Origin of the sequence: Paenibacillus sp. N3.4, from assembly GCF_008017805.1 — a bacterium.
Taxonomy (GTDB): domain Bacteria; phylum Bacillota; class Bacilli; order Paenibacillales; family NBRC-103111; genus Paenibacillus_E.
Window position 1 is genome coordinate 1 of the sequence record NZ_VRTT01000106.1, and the last position, 17,900, is coordinate 17,900.

General features: G+C 44.4%; 14 protein-coding genes and 4 pseudogenes. 14 read left to right on the forward strand and 4 right to left on the reverse strand.

Annotated features, from left to right (window positions below; all coding sequences use genetic code 11):
- The 12 genes and pseudogenes from FU659_RS36605 to FU659_RS31635 form a co-directional block, all read left to right on the forward strand.
- Positions 1-182, forward strand: a 182-nt coding sequence (locus tag FU659_RS36605; protein ID WP_222708692.1) for a hypothetical protein, incomplete at its 5' end; no start/stop codon positions are given.
- A pseudogene (locus tag FU659_RS31595) lies at positions 101-424 on the forward strand (SgcJ/EcaC family oxidoreductase); the annotation flags it as partial. The gene FU659_RS36605 and the pseudogene FU659_RS31595, both read left to right, overlap by 82 nt.
- A gap of 63 nt (positions 425-487) precedes the next feature.
- Positions 488-781 (forward strand): RNA polymerase alpha subunit C-terminal domain-containing protein, encoded by a 294-nt coding sequence (locus FU659_RS31600; protein ID WP_147951204.1) that lies wholly within the window; start codon positions 488-490, stop codon positions 779-781.
- A 14-nt stretch (positions 782-795) separates the two neighbouring features.
- Positions 796-963, forward strand: coding sequence for a hypothetical protein (locus FU659_RS36010; RefSeq protein WP_187274530.1), 168 nt, complete (start codon positions 796-798; stop codon positions 961-963).
- 314 nt (positions 964-1,277) lie between these two features.
- Positions 1,278-1,544 (forward strand): hypothetical protein, encoded by a 267-nt coding sequence (locus FU659_RS31605; RefSeq protein WP_147951205.1) that lies wholly within the window; start codon positions 1,278-1,280, stop codon positions 1,542-1,544.
- Positions 1,541-7,108 (forward strand): Ig-like domain-containing protein, encoded by a 5,568-nt coding sequence (locus FU659_RS31610; RefSeq protein ID WP_147951206.1) that lies wholly within the window; start codon positions 1,541-1,543, stop codon positions 7,106-7,108. Before FU659_RS31605 ends, FU659_RS31610 begins: the two co-directional genes overlap by 4 nt.
- Positions 7,109-7,219: 111 nt before the next feature.
- On the forward strand, positions 7,220-7,357 hold the full coding sequence (locus tag FU659_RS31615) for an S-layer homology domain-containing protein (protein WP_261808185.1): 138 nt from the start codon (positions 7,220-7,222) through the stop codon (positions 7,355-7,357).
- Positions 7,354-10,254, forward strand: coding sequence for a family 16 glycosylhydrolase (locus FU659_RS31620; RefSeq protein WP_147951207.1), 2,901 nt, complete (start codon positions 7,354-7,356; stop codon positions 10,252-10,254). Before FU659_RS31615 ends, FU659_RS31620 begins: the two co-directional genes overlap by 4 nt.
- A gap of 209 nt (positions 10,255-10,463) precedes the next feature.
- Positions 10,464-11,320, forward strand: a pseudogene (locus tag FU659_RS31625) (M15 family metallopeptidase).
- 49 nt (positions 11,321-11,369) lie between these two features.
- A pseudogene (locus tag FU659_RS39115) lies at positions 11,370-11,505 on the forward strand (response regulator transcription factor); the annotation flags it as partial.
- A 143-nt stretch (positions 11,506-11,648) separates the two neighbouring features.
- The gene (locus FU659_RS31630; RefSeq protein ID WP_261808187.1) at positions 11,649-12,764 is read left to right on the forward strand and encodes a sensor histidine kinase; all 1,116 of its coding nucleotides are present in this window, start codon (positions 11,649-11,651) and stop codon (positions 12,762-12,764) included.
- Between the two features lie 150 nt (positions 12,765-12,914).
- Positions 12,915-13,301: pseudogene (locus FU659_RS31635) on the forward strand (carbohydrate ABC transporter permease); the annotation flags it as partial.
- 308 nt (positions 13,302-13,609) lie between these two features.
- On the opposite strand, the gene FU659_RS31640 reads toward FU659_RS31635, so the two are convergent.
- From FU659_RS31640 to FU659_RS31650, 3 genes are all read right to left on the reverse strand, one after another.
- Positions 13,610-14,764 carry an acyltransferase family protein gene (locus FU659_RS31640; RefSeq protein ID WP_147951209.1) on the reverse strand — a complete coding sequence of 385 codons (1,155 nt, stop codon included), beginning with the start codon at positions 14,762-14,764 and terminating at the stop codon, positions 13,610-13,612.
- Between the two features lie 90 nt (positions 14,765-14,854).
- Complete coding sequence (locus FU659_RS31645) at positions 14,855-15,202, reverse strand: helix-turn-helix domain-containing protein (protein ID WP_147951210.1); 348 nt, start codon at positions 15,200-15,202, stop codon at positions 14,855-14,857.
- Complete coding sequence (locus FU659_RS31650; RefSeq protein ID WP_147951211.1) at positions 15,190-15,750, reverse strand: AraC family ligand binding domain-containing protein; 561 nt, start codon at positions 15,748-15,750, stop codon at positions 15,190-15,192. Before FU659_RS31650 ends, FU659_RS31645 begins: the two co-directional genes overlap by 13 nt.
- A gap of 180 nt (positions 15,751-15,930) precedes the next feature.
- On the opposite strand from FU659_RS31650, the gene FU659_RS31655 reads away from it, so the two are divergent.
- Positions 15,931-16,770 carry a phytanoyl-CoA dioxygenase family protein gene (locus FU659_RS31655; RefSeq protein WP_147951212.1) on the forward strand — a complete coding sequence of 280 codons (840 nt, stop codon included), beginning with the start codon at positions 15,931-15,933 and terminating at the stop codon, positions 16,768-16,770.
- 46 nt (positions 16,771-16,816) lie between these two features.
- On the opposite strand, the gene FU659_RS31660 is transcribed toward FU659_RS31655, so the two are convergent.
- On the reverse strand, positions 16,817-17,197 hold the full coding sequence (locus FU659_RS31660) for an HD-GYP domain-containing protein (RefSeq protein WP_261808186.1): 381 nt from the start codon (positions 17,195-17,197) through the stop codon (positions 16,817-16,819).
- Between FU659_RS31660 and FU659_RS31665 the strand changes: the two genes are divergently transcribed.
- A complete protein-coding gene (locus FU659_RS31665; RefSeq protein WP_187274531.1) occupies positions 17,198-17,731 on the forward strand; it encodes a LysR family transcriptional regulator substrate-binding protein in 534 nt (177 codons plus the stop codon).
- Positions 17,732-17,900: the final 169 nt, after the last annotated feature.

Sequence of the window (17,900 nt, forward strand, 5' to 3'; positions counted from 1 at the left end):
ACTACACGAACTGTCGGAACGACAGGGTTAGCTTGGTAAACTTCTCTTCGTTAGAAGAGACTACCCAAGAATCTCGTGACTTTAGTCATGAGAGGTTCAAGGGAGTCAATCAATTGGTCGTGACGAGATATTTTCTCACCTCAAATCTATTTTTGAACATCACCAAACAGCAAAGTTCGTAAGCAAGATTAAAGATGTACATTCACTTGGTTCTGATGCAGCTATTATACGAGCAATAGCAGGTATGGTGCCTCCAGGAAAGTCAGACCTCAATCCAAATGTCAACACTCACCATACTCTAGTTGTAGTTAAAATCGAAGGGAATTGGCGCATACAACTTTTTCAGAACACCCCAGCACAGTTTCACGGAAGACCTGAGTTAGTTGAACGAATGACAGAAGAGTTAAGGTTGTTAATTAAATGAATCCAAATGTGTTCAGTTAACGGCGAACGTTTATTGAATAATAACAAAATGGAGTTATTAAAAATGACAATTTCAAAGAAAAGTTTAAGGACTTGCATCAAAGGACACAAATACTTTAAAAGTAGCGACTGTCCGACCTGTCCGATATGCGAACAAGAACGGAAGCCTGACAACGGGTTTCTTTCCGTACTCTCAGCACCAGCCAGACGAGCATTGGAGAACAATGGCATAACGACTTTGGAACAGCTATCCAACTATAGCGAAGCGGAGATTTTACAATTTCACGGTATGGGACCAGGTTCTTTACCCAAACTAAGGACTGCTTTGCAGACAAATGGGTTATCATTTAAAAATTAATCACAAAGAATGATATGGATGTTCTTCAAGCAGATATGCATGAGTGGAGGCAGCATCTGGCACAGATTGATGACCATGAAAATCGTTATGCACTGTTTGAGTTTGTTAAGGATGATAACGTGGAACAATTAATGTCAGATGCACTAGCATTGAAACAGTTATTAAAAGGAAATATTGGGTAAATGAAAGATGCAGTCAAGTCTGATAACTTCTTAATAAGAAATTATCTAACTTGGCTTTTTTCGGTTCATTAGTATACAAAATATTAATTAGGAGTGTGTATGCCTACAATCTATAAAAACCAAACAACATACCTTAAGTTCACACATTGTAAGTGCTACCATTTTCGAGTCATACTTAATGCGAGTGTGATTGATACATATTGGATCAGAGGGAATTACAAAATAGGAAAGGGCGGTGCTTTGAAACTTCCATTTCAGGTATTCAGCATCGAAGTAAAAAATCATGACTAATTCATTCGTTGGAGGTTATGTAAATGCTAAGAAGAGGTTTATCTATAATTCTTGCTTTATCACTAATTGTAAGCCTTTTCATAATGAAACCTGATGTGACCCACGCGTATGCCGCTAAAGATTATTCTTATATTACTGCGTCGGCCAATTCAAAAATGGTAAAAGCTTCTGGTACGAATGGGATTACAGCTGATAGTACAGCCAATAACACTACAGTGGCTGATGCGGAATCATTTTTGATCGTTGACGGTAAAGATGCAATGGAAATCTGGATGGCTCAATCAATATGAAGTCTAAGGCGAACAATATGTTCCTTACCACCGAAGATTACAAAGTTGGCACTGAGGTTATTCAAACCGACGCATTGAAACCAACAAAAGCTGCACCTGGAGTGACAACGACTAGCTGGGAAAAATTCTATATTGAAAAATTAAAGGATGGCAACGGGGTTGAGACTGGGTTTGTAGCGATAAAGGCGAACAAAAGTATTGGTGGTAAAAAATTGTATATATCCGTCAATACCTCGAATGCTAATGGTCCCTATTTAACCGCATCCAGCGCTACAATAGGTATCAACGAAACATTCAAGATCCGCACCTCTCTAGGTGCGCCGGATGCACCTACAACACCATCAGTCGATGCGACGACAACGAATTCCGCTGCTTTGAGCTGGGCAATCGTAGCTCGTGCGGACAGCTATAACGTATACCGCTCGAAAACCAGTAACGGCACATTTGTCAAGATAAATACGACTGCGATTGCCTCAACTAGCTTTATAGATACAGCATTGCCCGCAAACTCTGGATTTTACTACAAAATTACAGCGGTCGGCATAGACGGTGAATCAGCGATGTCAGCGGCAGTCTTTGCAGCTACGCTACCTGATCAATTCGGTATAAGTACGACTACGACAAAAACGGTAAGCATGGCTTGGACAACCGTGCCCGGCGCAACAAGCTATAACGTCTACCGTTCTACAAGCAGCGACGGAACATTCAACAAGATTAATACCGCAGCGATAATGACATACAACTACGTAGATACGGGCTTGACACCTAATACTAGATATTTCTACAAAGTTTCTTCCGTAAGCGGAGGCGTAGAATCAGCATTGTCTACAGCAATTGCCGCATTAACGCTGCCTGACTTTGGTAAGAATGTCTATGTATTTGATCCGGCAATGCCAGCATCAGACATTCAGACGATTGCTACTAACGTGTTTTCTAAACAAGAAACGAATCAATTTGGTTCCGAGAGATACGCGCTTCTCTTTAAACCAGGCGCATACAGCACTTCAGTTAGAGTGGGCTTCTACACGCATGTTGCTGGTTTGGGGAAAATGCCCGACGATGTCACTATCAATGGCGGGGTAACGGTTGATGCAAACTGGATGGCTAACCACAATGCTACTCAAAACTTCTGGCGATCCATTGAGAACCTCGCCGTAACGCCTCAAGGTGGAGATATGAAATATGCGGTATCGCAAGCCGCATCCATGAGACGTTTGCACGTTAAAGGAAATCTGTCGCTTCATGATGTAGGAGGATGGGCAAGCGGTGGCTTCCTATCCGATTCCAAGATCGATGGAAGAGTGGTTCCTGGATCACAACAGCAGTGGTTTTCCAGAAATAACAGTTGGGGTGAATGGGCAGGTTCGCTCTGGAATATGACGCTTGTTGGGAACACGAATAATCCAGTGGAGAACTACCCAACAAACGCATATACAATCGTCGATCAAACGCCGATTATTCGGGAAAAACCTTTCCTCACCATTGACGCGTCCGATAAATACAGCGTTTTCGTTCCCAATGTTTCCCGTGCTGCGCAAGGAACCAGTTGGACGAACGGACCTGCGGATGGAACATCCATTCCGATCGATCAGTTCTATATCGCAGACGTTGATACTTTCAACGTAGATAATGTCAATGCTGCGCTTAGCCAAGGTAAGCATCTGCTGCTTACTCCAGGCGTATATCATGTAAGCAAACCGATCGTAGTATCGAATCCAAACACGGTTGTGTTAGGCCTGGGACTTGCTACTTTGCACTCGGACAACGGATCTGTGGCGCTGCAAGTAGCTGATGTTGATGGCGTTAAAATTGCTGGACTTCTGTTCGAAGCTGGGTCAAATAGTTCGCCTGTTTTGTTGGAGGTTGGACCCAAAGGCAGTTCAGCTGATCACTCTGCTAATCCAATTTCTCTTCACGACCTCTACTTTAGAGTAGGCGGGGATGCTCTTGCCTTATCCAAAGTATGTATCGAAATCAACAGCAACCACGTCATTGGCGACCATTTCTGGGTATGGCGCGCAGATCACGGCACGGGTGCTGCATGGAATTCAAATCTAACGACCAATGGGATGATCGTAAATGGAAATGACGTAACGATATACGGCCTCTTTGTAGAACATTTCCATGAGTATCAGACACTTTGGAATGGCGAACGCGGCAAGATGTATTTTTATCAATGTGAAATTCCTTACGACGTCCCGGATCAAGAAAGCTGGATGAGCAACTATGGGACTGTTAAGGGTTATGCAGGTTACAAAGTCGCGGACTCGGTGAATCAACATGAAGCTTACGGATTAGGGGTATATTCCTTCTTCAGGGATGCGCCTGTGAAACTTGAAAGCGCAATAGAAGTTCCAGATAAGCCAGGCGTTAAGGTCCACCATGCGACGACTGTTTTCTTAAGCGGTATGGCTGGAAGCGAAATCACTCATATTGTGAACAACATGGGTGGTGCCGTAGTCGTAGGCGGACAAAATCAGAGACTGACTGATTACGTTCCAAGAACGATTTTAAGCATTAAGGATGTAGAATTAGAAATCATTGCTAAGAAAGCTCCCGTATTACCTGCGTTAGTCGCACAAGTGTACAACGATCTCAGTATGAGAATGGTACCTGTTACGTGGGATAGCATCGACCCTTCCCAATATGCTGCAGCAGGAAACTTTACTGTAAATGGCACGATTGCTGGCAGTGCGTTCAAGGCAAAAGCCGTTATTACGGTAGCGGCCGGTCCGAACGTACCCGTGACGGGAATTGTAGTATCCGGAGCGAACAATGCAACGGCGATCACAACGAAAGGCGGCACGCTGCAAATGTCTGCTGCAGTAACGCCTGCGAATGCAGAGAATAAGAATGTCACCTGGTCGGTCGTAGGCACGGATGGTAAGGCAACGAACAAAGCTGCGATTGATTCTCTAGGATTGTTAACCGCTTATGATGACGGCACGGTGAAAGTTATCGCGACAGCCAAAGACGGTACAGGAGTGAAAGGCGAAGCAACGATCACCATTAGCAATCAATTCACGAAAGTATTCGCCATCACCGTATCCTCGGCAGGCGACGTATCAACGATTACAACAAAAAGCGGCACTTTGCAACTGTCTGCGTCAGTAGCGCCTGCGAATGCGGACGTTACAACGGTTACTTGGTCCGTCGTAAATACGGACGGCACAACTACGGATAAGGCTAAGATCAGTGCCGGAGTGTTAACCGCTCTTAAAGACGGAGCAGTGAAGGTTATCGCGTCAGCTAACGACGATTCCGGCGTAAAAGGCGAGAGAACCATCACCATAATAGGCCAGACAGTTTTATTAGCCAGTGGATGGTCATGGGTGAGGGAAAGCCAAGCAGATTGGGCGACCGTACCCAATAATGCTAACGGCATGAGATTAACGACAATCGAAGGAAGCTGGGGCGGATCTAAACCGAGTAATATCCTTCTTAGAGGTCCCGTCGCCGGCGACATGACAATCTCCACTAAGTTGAAGTTTGATGCGAAAAACGGTTTTGAATGGGCCGGATTGATCGTCTATCAGGATGATGGCAATGCGATTACATTGGGAAGGCAGGCAAACGGTAGCCCTGGGGTCAATCAGCTGAGGTTCTCTCAGATCAAAGCTGGCGCGCAAACGGATAAAAACTACGATGACCTCGTGTATCCTGCGGATATTTATTTGAAAATTGAAAAAGTAGGTACAGTTTACAAGGGATATTATAGCAGCGACGGAAGCACTTGGACGCAGGTGACCGATACTTTCGACATTGCGTTAACAAATCCCAAAGTCGGCATTTTTACAAGGAAGCTCAATACGGCTATCGCTGCCAAAACGGCAGAATTTACGAATTTCACTTTGAACGGCAGCATTATCCCCTATTGGAATCCAGTTAGTTCTATTGCTGTTACGGGAGCAGGCGGAGCAACGGCTATCACTGCTTTGAATGGCACATTGCAAATGACTGCAGATGTACTGCCTGCGAATGCGGATAACAAATCAGTCATCTGGTCCGTTATGAACGTGGATGGAACTGCGAGCGATAAGGCGACCATCAGCACTGCAGGAGTGATAACCGCTGTTAAGAATGGACAGGTAAAAGTCATTGCGACAGCTAATGACGGATCTGGACGAACCGGAAGCGCTACGATCGACATCACTGGCCAACTAGGAGAAGTTTCTTCAATCACTGTATCCGGAGTATCAGCGATTACACCGAAAGGCAGCACACTGCAAATGACTGCAGATGTATTGCCTGCGGATGCCGTTGATAAAACATTCACTTGGTCCGTCGTCAACGCGGACGGCACAGTAACGGATAAAGCGACGATCAGTGCTGGAGGATTGTTAACCGCTATTAAGGAAGGAGTGGTGAAAGTCATTGCGACAGCCAATGACGGCTCCGGAGTTAAAGGGGAAATGACGATCACCATCGGCGAACAACAGGCAAATGTAACTGCAGCTACATTAACCGGTCCGAAGGCTGTCTATCAACAACAGCAATTCGATTTGACTGTTGGCGTGAGCAGCTTGCTCTCAAGCTTCACTACGCTCGATGTCATTCTGAATTATGATCCGAACTTGCTGGAGTTCGACACAGTAACCAATAGCAACGGTTCTCTCTCCTTGACTGACGGTGTCCTGAGCTCACTAAGAAATCATTTCAACGTGTTGGGGACCGCGATCAAGGCCGATAAAGGTCAGATTCGTATCATTATGGCCAGCGAGGGAAATGACAACGCGATTAGTACGATAGGAAATCTGTTAACCGTACGCGCCAAAACCAAAGCGGGGGTTGCAGCAGGGGAAACAACGGTGTCGTTATCCGACTTTAAGGTTTCCCTAGCGGGTTCGAGTACGCCAGTTACCGGAGTATCTCTCAGCATTCAAATTAAAGATGTGGATAAAGCGGAATTGAACGCTGCGATTATTGCTGCTCAGAACAAGCATGATGCAGCGACGGAAGGAAACAATATCGGCCAGTATCCGAATGGATCGAAAGCGATATTACAGACAGTGATTAACAACGCCAAAGCGGTACGCGATAATACAGCATCAACCCAATCGGAAGTCGTTGATGCGTTGAGTGCTCTAAATACGGCGTTGACAACGTTCAATACTTCGGTGCACACCGATCCTGGTACTGTAGACAAATCAGCACTGAGCAAAGCGATTACAGCTGCGCAAAGCAAGCATGATGCAGTGATCGAAGGCACCAAAATCGGTCAATATCCGGCAGCTGTTAGAACGGCATTGCAGGCGGCCATAACGAGCGCTAACGCAGTATTAAGCAGTTCAGCGGCAACGCAGACGCAAGTGAACACGGCGACAACTGATGTGAATGCGGCACTGCAAACATTCGTGACGAAGATGGTTACGCTAGTTCCGGGTCAAACGAGTGTCACCATCAATGATCTGTCCGTCATCTCCAAGTATTATGGAACGAAGTCAACAGATGCCAACTGGAGTGAAATCGAAGCAGCCGATATCTTTAATAGCGGCAAAATCGATATTCAAGTCCTTGCGGCAGTAGCAAGAATGCTTCTCGACAACTGGCTTTTAGATAATTAATGTCAAGATTGGGAGGATGGCGCAACTGCCGTCCTCCTTCATCTAGATGGAAAGGGCGAAAGCGGGAATGATAAAAATGACAAGCAAATTGTTTGCACTTGGATTGTTGCGGTGGCAGCCAAAGCAGGACTGATCTATGGGAAAGACAAAGATCTATTCGCTCCGAATGACAACGCTACCCGAGGAGAAGCGGTTGTTTTAATTCTTAGATTTTTAGATAAGAACGAGTCTGGGAGTGTGAAACCTTGACATTCAAAAAAGTAATCATAACTTTTCTACTTATTGTACTGTTTGCGTCGGCAGCGTCGTTATCACCGATTTACGCCGCTGAAGGCAGCGTAGGGAAAGGGGTAACGCCTCTCGACGCCACAAATGACTCTCAATGGACGTTAGTGTGGAATGATGAGTTTAACAATTCTACGTTAGATGAATCCAAATGGAACTACACCACAGGCGGCGGCGGTTACGGCAATCACGAACTGCAGAATTATACGAATCGCCCCGAGAATGTCCGAGTCGAGAATGGGAATTTAATTATTGAAGCGCGCAAGGAAAGTTATCAAGGAAGTCAATATACTTCCGGCAAGCTGGAGACGAAATCGAAAGGTGATTGGAAATATGGTCGATACGAAATTCGGGCCAAATTACCGGAAGGCAAAGGAATGTGGCCTGCGATTTGGATGATGCCAACCAACCAAAATGTTTACGGTGGATGGCCGGTTGGTGGTGAAATCGACATTATGGAGTTTCTCGGACATGATCCGGGCACGGTATACGGTACAATCCATTATGGCAATCCATGGACACATACGGGAGGAAATTATATTCTGCCCAATAATCAGAAATTCTCGGATGACTTCCATACGTTTGCCATGGAATGGTCTCCAGGGGAAATCAAATGGTATGTCGACGGCATTCTTTATTTAACGAAAAATGATTGGTTCAGCAAAGACAACAGTAAACCGTCGGATTACCCTTTCCCCGCTCCATTCGACCAGTTATTCTATCTTCAATTGAATTTGGCGGTCGGAGGCGATTGGCCGGGCAATCCTGACGCGACGACGGATTGGACGAAACCAAAACAAATGCTTGTAGATTATGTCAGAGTTTATAGTTATAACGGGCAATACCCGGAACCAGGTCCGCGACCGGGGAGAAACTTGAGCAGCGGCTGGTCATGGGTAAGAGAAATCAGCAGCAATTGGTACGCAGAAAGCAGTCTGGACACAATGAAATTAACGACAATCGAAGGAAGCTGGGGCGGATCTAAACCGAGTAATATTCTTCTGAGAAATCCAGATACTAGCGACTTCACCATTTCCACCAAGGTAAAGTTTGATGCTTCGAATGGGTTTGAATGGGCCGGATTGATCGTCTATCAGGATGACGGCAATGCGATTACATTCGGACGTCAAGCTAACGGCGCTAACCCTGGTGCTTCCAAGCAGCTCAGATTTTCTCAAATAAAAAATGGCGCCCAAACAGATAAAAACTACGATGACCTAGTGGCTACTGCGGATATCTTTTTGAAAATTGAAAAAACCGGAACAACTTACAAGGGCTATTATAGCAGCGACGGTACAAAGTGGACTCAGGTTGCCGATACGTTCGACATTACGTTAACGAATCCCAAAGTAGGCATTTTTACAAGAAAATTCAATACGGCTATTCCTGTCAAAACCGCCGAATTTACGAATTTTACTTTGAACGGCAGCACTATACCTTTTACTTCTTCGAATTTAGTTGCCAACATTAACGTAACTGGAGCGGGTGGAAGTTCAGCGATCACGACGAAAGACGGTATGCTGCAAATGTCAGCAGTTGTATGGCCTGCGAATGCGAATAACAATTCCGTTAGCTGGTCCGTCGTCAACGAGGATGGAACGGCAACAGATAAGGCGACGATCAGTGCTGGAGGATTGTTAACAGCGGTTAAGGAGGGATCGGTAAAAGTCATTGCGACAGCTAATGACGGCTCCGGAGTTAAAGGGGAAATGACGATCACCATCGGCGAACAACAGGCAAATGTAACTGCAGCTACATTAATCGGTCCGAAGGCTGTCTATCAACAACAGCAATTCGATTTGACTGTTGGCGTGAGCAGCTTGCTCTCAAGCTTCACTACGCTAGATGTCATTCTGAATTATGATCCGAACTTGCTGGAGTTCGACACAGTAACCAATAGCAACGGTTCTCTCTCCTTGACTGACGGTGTCCTGAGCTCACTAAGAAATCATTTCAACGTGTTGGGGACCGCGATCAAGGCCGATAAAGGCCAGATTCGAATCATTATGGCCAGCGAGGGAAATGACAACGCGATTAGTACGATCGGAAATCTGTTTACCGTACGCGCCAAAACCAAAGCGAGGGTTGCAGCAGGGGAAACAACGTTGTCGTTATCCGACTTTAAGGTTTCCCTCGCGGGTTCGGGTACGCCAGTTACCGGAGTATCTCTCAGCATTCAAATTAAAGATGTGGATAAGGCGGAATTGAACGCTGCAATTATTGCTGCTCAAAACAAGCATGATGCAGCGACGGAAGGAAACAATATCGGCCAGTATCCGAACGGATCGAAAGCGATATTACAGACAGCCATTAACAACGCCAAAGCGGTACGCGATAATGCAGCATCAACCCAATCGGAAGTCGCGGATGCGTTGAGTGCTCTAAATACGTCGTTGACAACGTTCAATAGTTCGGTACACATCGATCCTGGTACTGTAGACAAATCAGCGCTGAGCAAAGCGATTGCAGCTGCGCAAAGCAAGCATGATGCAGTGACCGAAGGCACCAAAATCGGTCAATATCCGGCGGCTGCGAGAGCGGCATTGCAGGCGGCCATAACAAGCGCTAACGCAGTATTAGGCAGTTCGGCGGCAACGCAGACGCAAGTGAACACGGCGACAACAGATGTGAATACTGCACTGCAAACATTCCAGACGAAGATGGTTACGCTAGTTCCGGGTCAAACGAGTGTCACCATCAATGATCTGTCCGTCATTTCCAAGTATTATGGAACGAAATCAACAGATGCCAACTGGAGTGAAATCGAAGCAGCCGATATCTTTAATAATGGTAAAATTGATATTCAAGTCCTTGCGGCAGTGGCAAGAATGCTTCTCGACAACTGGCTTACAGAAAATTAATTTTTAATTCAGTTATTGTCTAAAATTGTCGGCGTACGCGCCATTGACGGTGGGAAAATCCCTGTCAGTGGCGTGTGCGTTTGTGATTTAAAACAAAAAATCACGAGAAATGTTGATGAGATTTAAGAAAAATTTTATTTTTAACCCCATTTCTTTTTAAATAGTTTTCCTTATCCTAGAGTGAATGAATGGTTAGGAGGAAACTAAGGATGAAGAAGTGGTTTTTTGGGCTTGTTATACTTGTACTGCTTAGCTACGGAGTTGCTCAACACAAACTGAAAGTCGTTAACGAGAAACCACCTGGAGAAGTCATTCAGACGCAAGGGGTGACTTCTCAAATGACTGAGCTTAAAGTAACAAAAGATCAGATTTACAAAGGGAGCTTGCTGTTAGTCAATAAGAATCATCCTGTACCTCCGGGCGGCGAAGAGTCTGATGCGGTCAATCTGTTTCAGCATAAGGAACTGGTGAAGGGATTCATTGTGCTGGATAAAACGATTCAGTTATCGCCGAGCTTGGTACAAAAATTTACAACAATGATTGGGGCCGCAGAAAAAGATGGGGTTAGCCGATTTTTAATCAGCAGCGGTTTTCGGGACAATAAAGAACAAAATCTGCTCTATCAACAAATGGGTGCTGATTATGCGTTGCCAGCAGGCTATAGCGAACATAATTTAGGTTTATCGCTCGATATTGGATCTACGCAAACGGAGATGGTTCGAGCACCTGAAGGAAAGTGGCTGAAAAAAAACGCATGGAGATACGGGTTTATCTTGCGTTATCCAAAAGACAAAACGGCAATCACAGGTATTGAGTCTGAGCCCTGGCATTTTCGCTATGTGGGTTTGCCGCACAGCGCAATTATGCAGGAAAAGAATTTGTCTTGGAACAATATTTGGATTTCTTGAAAGTACAGAAGACCATTACCACTATTGTAGATCATAAAACCTATGTGATTTCTTACTATCCCGTCTCCAAAAACACAACCATACAAGTGCCAGTGAATGGTCACTATCAGATATCAGGCAACAATATGGATGGTGTCATTGTGACTGTGTATCCGTGAATTGGATGGCTATGAAGCAACAAGGCAAATTCGAGCTCAGCATCATCTGCCTATCATTTTTTTAAGCGCGAAAGCAGCCGACCTTGATAAAATTACAGGACTGGTAAGTGGAGCGGATGATTATGTGACCAAACCGTTCAACCCGATGGAACTGGTTGCTCGCGTGAATGCTCAGCTGAGGTGTTCCACGCAGTTGAATCAGCCAGCAGCAAACAAATCTCTTTTGGAAGCAGGTGGATTGCTCATTTATCCTGAACAACGCACCGTTAGCCTTTATGGTGAAACAATTGAGATAACTCCAAAAGAGTTTGATAGGGGTATACATTCAATGGCTGAAATGATGCGAAGCTTTCGATTTAAAATGATTCAGCTTTTTGGTTTAAGCATGCTTTTTTCCGCTGCCATTACCTATATCATCTATAAAGTTCTTCAACACTATTATTATTCGACTAAATTCGAGAATCCACTGACTAAAGTCCGTTATTTCATGAGAGATGTTGGGGACATTAACTCCTTCCTGCTTATTTTTATCCCTCTTTCCATTTATTTTTTCTTTCTCCTCACCAAACGATATGCGGTTTATTTTAATGAAATATCCAGCGGGATTTATCGGCTTGCGAATGGCGATTTCAACAATCGTATACATATCCCATCCAAGGATGAATTCGGGGATATTGCGAGAGATGTCAATCTAGCGAGTGAAAAATTGCAGCAGGCTTTGGAGAGAGGGGATTTTGCAGAAAACAGCAAGGAACAATTGGTCTTGAATTTGGCTCATGATCTGCGTACGCCGCTTACTTCAGTTTTGGGTTATTTGGATTTCATTCTTCGGGACGATCAGCTGACTGCAGAACAAATCAAGCACTATACGAGCATAGCTTATACCAAGTCTCAACGTTTGGAAAAGCTCATTGACGAGCTATTCGAAATCACTCGAATGAACTATGGCAAGTTAACCCTTGAAAAAAAACAACTCGATCTGAGCGAGCTTCTCATCCAGTTAAACGAGGAGCTATACCCTTCCTTTGAGAAAAATAACCTAACTACCCGTTTGAACGTGACCCCGCATTTGATTGTTTGGGGTGACGGTGAGCTGTTGGCACGCGTATTTGAAAATCTGCTGACGAATGCCATTCGCTATGGAAAAGACGGCCAGTTTATTGATATTCATTGCCGTATTGACGCAGAAGATGTGGCGATTCAAGTGGTCAATTATGGGGATTGCATTCCTCCGGAAGAGCTGCCGCATATCTTCGATATGTTTTTTACCGGCGATCTAGCGCGAACACATCGTGAGGGCAGCACTGGCCTTGGCTTGTCTATTGCGAAAAATATTGTAGCGCAGCATCAAGGTACAATTTCGGCCCAGAGCAGTGTCATTTGTACGCTTTTTGAAGTCCGTTTCCCGCAAAATTTCGTATCCAAAGGACTCGGTTCATTATAGTGCTGATTATTTAATGAAAATTTTATCTTTACCCTACTTTTTCTTTTAACTGTCTCCCCTATTCTAAACGTATGAATGGGAGGAGGAAACGGAGAATGAAGAAGTGGGGTTTTTGGCATAGCTTCATTGTGAAGAAAAATATAAAACAATGGAATATTCTATTCTTTTATGGATAGTACGGTAGACAGCCATTTTGTGGGATTGGACAATTACCGCGAGCTGCTTGCGAGTGATTCCTTCCAAAAGGCAGCATCCAATACGTTTTATTTTAGCGTGGTTAGTGTTCCGCTTATACTTGCGCTATCGTTAGGTTTGGCCATGTTGTTGAATAAAAATATATATCTGCGAAAATGGCTGCGAACTGCCTATGTGCTGCCGCTTGTCGTTCCTGTCGCCTCGATTATTCTGATCTGGCAGATGTTCTTCGATTGGAACATAGATTATAACGTGATTTTATTTCTGGCAGGACTGCAGCAAATCCCGAAGGATTATTACGAAACCGCCCAAATTGAAGGGTCAGGGCGTATATGGCAGTTTGGTTATATGGCATACAATCTGACTGGTCATTTTTTGTTTCTTGCTTTTAATCAATTAACGGACAAGCAAAAGCTTGTCATCACCTTCGCTTATTCCTCATGTGCGCTTGACACTGAAATAGCAACACTCCTGCGAATCTATCAACAAGATATCCATAGGTTTGTTCTCACTACTAACCATTTATATTGGAGTTCGAACGGGTCAGCAAATGGCTAGAACTTGGCTTGGCAAATGGTTTAATCGAATTGGAAAGATTCCATCGATCCGTTCAAGACGATGATGAGCGGCCTTTGAGGATTGCAACGCTTCTAACGCGATATCTCATTAAAAGTTACCTTTTTAGATCGGTGGCTGGTTAACATTTTACCTAGAGAAATTGATGGCTTCTCGATTAAGAAGTGCATCAGAACAGCAATAACGAAAGAGACTATTAATGAACCAGGTAGGATTATACTGATCGGTACCCGACCATTTAATGATTGAAGCATCGTAAGAATGACCACCACATGAATAAGATACAAACTGTAAGAAATTTTACCAAGGAAATTCACAAAATAGTTTTTCAACACACGGGACATCAAGATGGAGTTTATTGCAAAGATGATTAATATTACAGCTCCTACCGTAACAAACCAAGAATCGATAATCGTTCTGTAAAAAGGCGAAATGTCCTTATAAATAAAAGCTTTAATTGCAAACGAAGGGTGTGCAAACAAATATGCAAATAGTCCAAATGCTAATCCTAAGATTTTAATTTTATTAGTAAGCAAATTGAATTTATTAGCGATATTGCTTTTGTATTTAGCTAACAATGCACCTATTGTGAACATTGCTGTGTAGTTGAGTGTTGCAACGTATTCCGTCCCTGTATCTCCTGGTTTAAATACACTATATAATACAATCGCCATTACACTGACTAACGCGCTGAGCCCCAATCCTTTCTTCCAATCCAATCTAACTAGTAAAAGCATTAAGAATGGAAAAATGATGGATATTCGCATCTCATGGACTAGAGACCATAAGACAGGATTTAAGTTACTGAGAAAAGTACCCAACATGAGTAAGTGAGTTTGAATCACTTGGATATTAACAGGAGCTGACCAGAAAGAGTTAATCCAACCACTTAAGGCTTTTAGATTACCTACATAAAATAGCTCTCTGCACCAAATTACAACTATAAGCGCGAATAGATAGGGAAAGTAAATACGGCAAATGCGTTTAATGATAAAAGAAAAGTAGTTTGATTGCTTATTATTAAAATAAGGTAATGCCAGTACGAATCCACTTAGAACAAAAAACAAGATCACAGACTCTCCACCAGAAATCAACAAGCGGAGAGGACTGTATTCAAATATTATTTTCAATAATTTGTTGGTTGGAATAACTTGGTACATGTGAAAAAACACAACACATAATGCGGCTAAACCTCGCAGAGAATCTAATTCTTCATAACGCCTATACATGGTAGCAACCCCCAGTATAATATTGAGTTTTTTTGTTCTCAATAAAGAATATACCAAATAATGGGTTCTACTAGCAAGAAATGATTATGTTTAATGTTGAGACGGGAACTCACGAGGGTCTGAGCCGTTTAATCGGCCCAACTTGCGATACGCCCCTGGCGACTTTCCTTTTTTTTTCTTGAACGTCTTGGAGAAATGATGGATGTTTGAAAACCCGCAATACTGGGTGATTTGCTCTTGCGACAGCTCAGAGCGGTGAAGCAACTCACAGGCATGGTTGATTCTCATGTCAAGCAAGTACTGGTGCGGGGTCACGCCGTATTGGCGCTTGAACACGTCATTGAAACGGGAAGGCGATAGATGAGCGCGTTTGGCCATCGCATCTATGTTCAGGGGATTGCTTAAATGATAGGAAAAATAGGAGGTTATCCAGTCCAAGGCAGCACTTGGCTGTCTGGGCGCGGAAGATGAGGGAACGTATTGTTCCAGTAGTTGGGAGGCGAGCTCGTGAGATGAGCTTGGGCTCTGGCCTGCATGTGTGCGTCCCGGTACTGCCACAGCTCCACCGCTTGCAGGAATGAAGTTCTGAACTTGTCGGGGTGATGCATCTCCAGCTTGACCGGTATGTGGCAGCCGCAAAGCTCGTCCAGTCGAGGCTGCATCAGATGCGCATAATCGCTGAGGTCGATCTGCCCTGCACGGGTCGGAAAGCTTTCCAGTCTGCTTGCGTTGTAAAATAAATCAAAATGAGCGAACGGCGTCACGGTGTTCGTCAATCCTTGCAATTTATTAACGCTACCCGGTTGAATGAGGCAAAACTCGCCGGGTTTGAACGCGTATTCGACCCGATCAACAGTGAACTTACACGTTCCTTCTTGTACATAAATGAGCAAATAGTCGAGCAAACGCCGTTCCGGCATCGACCATGGCTTGCGGATCGCGAAATCCGACTCTCGAATGAAAGGAACGAGTGGTGAATGCAGCATGTAATCGCTTAACGATGGTATGAGAGGTCACCTCCAGTGAACATCAAACGTACTCATCATAGCACAAAAACAGTTGTTTTTGATAAAAAATTCGGTTGGATTGACAAAGCGGAAACGCCCGAATTTGGCTACAATGGTAGTGTGTAAGTCAATATGTAGAGAAGGGTGGAAACGTCAGCTATGTCAGAAAAGACAAACGAGAAAAGGTTGCCCGAGCTTGGCGAGGACTACTTGCTGGATAGGGGGAACATCGAGGCCTATCAGCGGGACGGTCATATTTTTTTGAAAGGGGTAGCTTCCGAAGCAGTTATAAACGTTTATGAGCCGATGATCAGCGATTTGGTCAAGGAGCTTAATTATCATGATAAGCCAGTGTCCGAACGGGATACGTACGGCAAGGCGTTCATTCAGATCTCGAACGTGTGGCGTCAGAGCGAGCAGTTGCAAGCATTCATTCTAGGTCGCCGCTTCGCCAAAATCGCTGCTGACCTGATGGGCGTTTCGGGCGTGCGCATTTATCACGATCAAGCGCTGTTTAAAGAGCCTGGAGGCGGGCATACGCCGTGGCATCAGGATCAAATCTATTGGCCGCTCGATACGAAGAATACGATCACGATGTGGATGCCGCTCGTTCCGATTTCGGCGGAAGTCGGGACGATGACGTTCGCATCAGGTACGCACGCCCTGGGCTACGTGAGCAAACAGGAAATTTCAGACGAATCCCATAAAACGCTGGGCCAGTTTATTGAAGCACGGAGTATCCCTCAGGCTAATTACGGTGCAATGGCGGCAGGCGACGCAACGTTCCATGCCGGCTGGACGATGCATGCGGCACCGGGCAACCCTACGGATCATATGCGCAAGGTCATCACTGTCATTTACTTCGCGGACGGCACTCGTGCAGCAGAGCCGGAAAGCAAAGCCCAAGCTAGTGACCTAACCCATTGGCTGCCCGGCTGCCAACCTGGCGATCTCGCCGCCAGCCCGCTGAATCCACTGCTTTATGAACGGGATTGCTGAACGCACGCGGGCGAAATACAGTAGCTAGGTAATCGTAATGAAAGCACTATTCTAAACGGTTGCCACGGAAGAGAGCCTCGTTCCCTCCACATTCAGCTAATTCTATAAAAAGTTCGGCTATTTCCGGATCAAACTGCGTCCCCTTATTGTTGCGGATTTCAGTAATTGCATAATGGATATCTGTTAGAGGACGATATGCACGTCTTGAAGTCATTGCATCAAAAGAGTCTGCTACTGCCATGATTCGAGCAGCTAGGGGAATCTCGTTACCTCTGAGTCCTCGGGGATATCCCTTCCCATCATACCGTTCATGATGATATAAAATCATATCCAAAATACCGTTTTTTTGAAATGAAGAAATATGCATGATCATGTCATATCCAATAACTGGATGTTGTTGGATCTTTTCGAATTCCTGACTTGTCAATTGGTAAAGAACAACGAAACGGATCTGGGGTTAGTCTATATTGATTGCCCTGCCGATCACGATAACAGTTTAGGTTACCATAACTTGGTGGATTCTAAAATCTTCGTTTGTGTAAGCAAGCCTTCACCGTTTGCTGCCAAAGAAAGTGTGACACCTTACGAACTATTAGATGAATCCTTCGTCCATATTAACGGGAGCTATTCCAATCGATTCATGGATGATTTTATGGCTAAATACGGAGCTATGAATGTTGTTTCGACTTCTAATAACCTAGAGGTTCTGAAGCGAACGATTGCCGAAAATACAGCTATTGGATTCTTTAATGAATTCAGTGTCAAAAACGACCCATTGCTAGAGCGAGGAGATATCGTCCTCATTCCTTTGCAATGTGAAGAACCAGCTCACCTTACGCTTGGTTGGATTCGGTTAAAGCACAAACATTTTCCAACGGTACAAAAGGAGTTTATTAAATATTTGAACAATGAGGCAGAGAGCGTCGATATTAATGTTGTTTCAAAATATCTTATTCCATAACTATATAAGTTGAATTAATGAATCCCGCATGCCTGAGGAATAGCTAGAGCATACATTGTTCAGTAGAGGGTACAACGAAAAGGAAATTCCTGCAATCGTGCAGGCTTTTTTAATCGAAATGGCTTATTCATGAGGAATTCCTGCAAAAGTGCAGGAATTCGCACGGATT

What these genes read in the sequence shown, in the direction of transcription:
- FU659_RS31600 (WP_147951204.1), top strand. Translation starts at nt 488, where the DNA reads ATGACAATTTCAAAGAAAAGTTTAAGGACTTGCATCAAAGGACACAAA.
- FU659_RS36010 (WP_187274530.1), top strand. Translation starts at nt 796, where the DNA reads ATGGATGTTCTTCAAGCAGATATGCATGAGTGGAGGCAGCATCTGGCA.
- FU659_RS31605 (WP_147951205.1), top strand. Translation starts at nt 1,278, where the DNA reads ATGCTAAGAAGAGGTTTATCTATAATTCTTGCTTTATCACTAATTGTA.
- FU659_RS31610 (WP_147951206.1), top strand. Translation starts at nt 1,541, where the DNA reads ATGAAGTCTAAGGCGAACAATATGTTCCTTACCACCGAAGATTACAAA.
- FU659_RS31630 (WP_261808187.1), top strand. Translation starts at nt 11,649, where the DNA reads ATGGCTGAAATGATGCGAAGCTTTCGATTTAAAATGATTCAGCTTTTT.
- FU659_RS31640 (WP_147951209.1), bottom strand. Translation starts at nt 14,764, where the DNA reads ATGTATAGGCGTTATGAAGAATTAGATTCTCTGCGAGGTTTAGCCGCA.
- FU659_RS31650 (WP_147951211.1), bottom strand. Translation starts at nt 15,750, where the DNA reads ATGCTGCATTCACCACTCGTTCCTTTCATTCGAGAGTCGGATTTCGCG.
- FU659_RS31655 (WP_147951212.1), top strand. Translation starts at nt 15,931, where the DNA reads ATGTCAGAAAAGACAAACGAGAAAAGGTTGCCCGAGCTTGGCGAGGAC.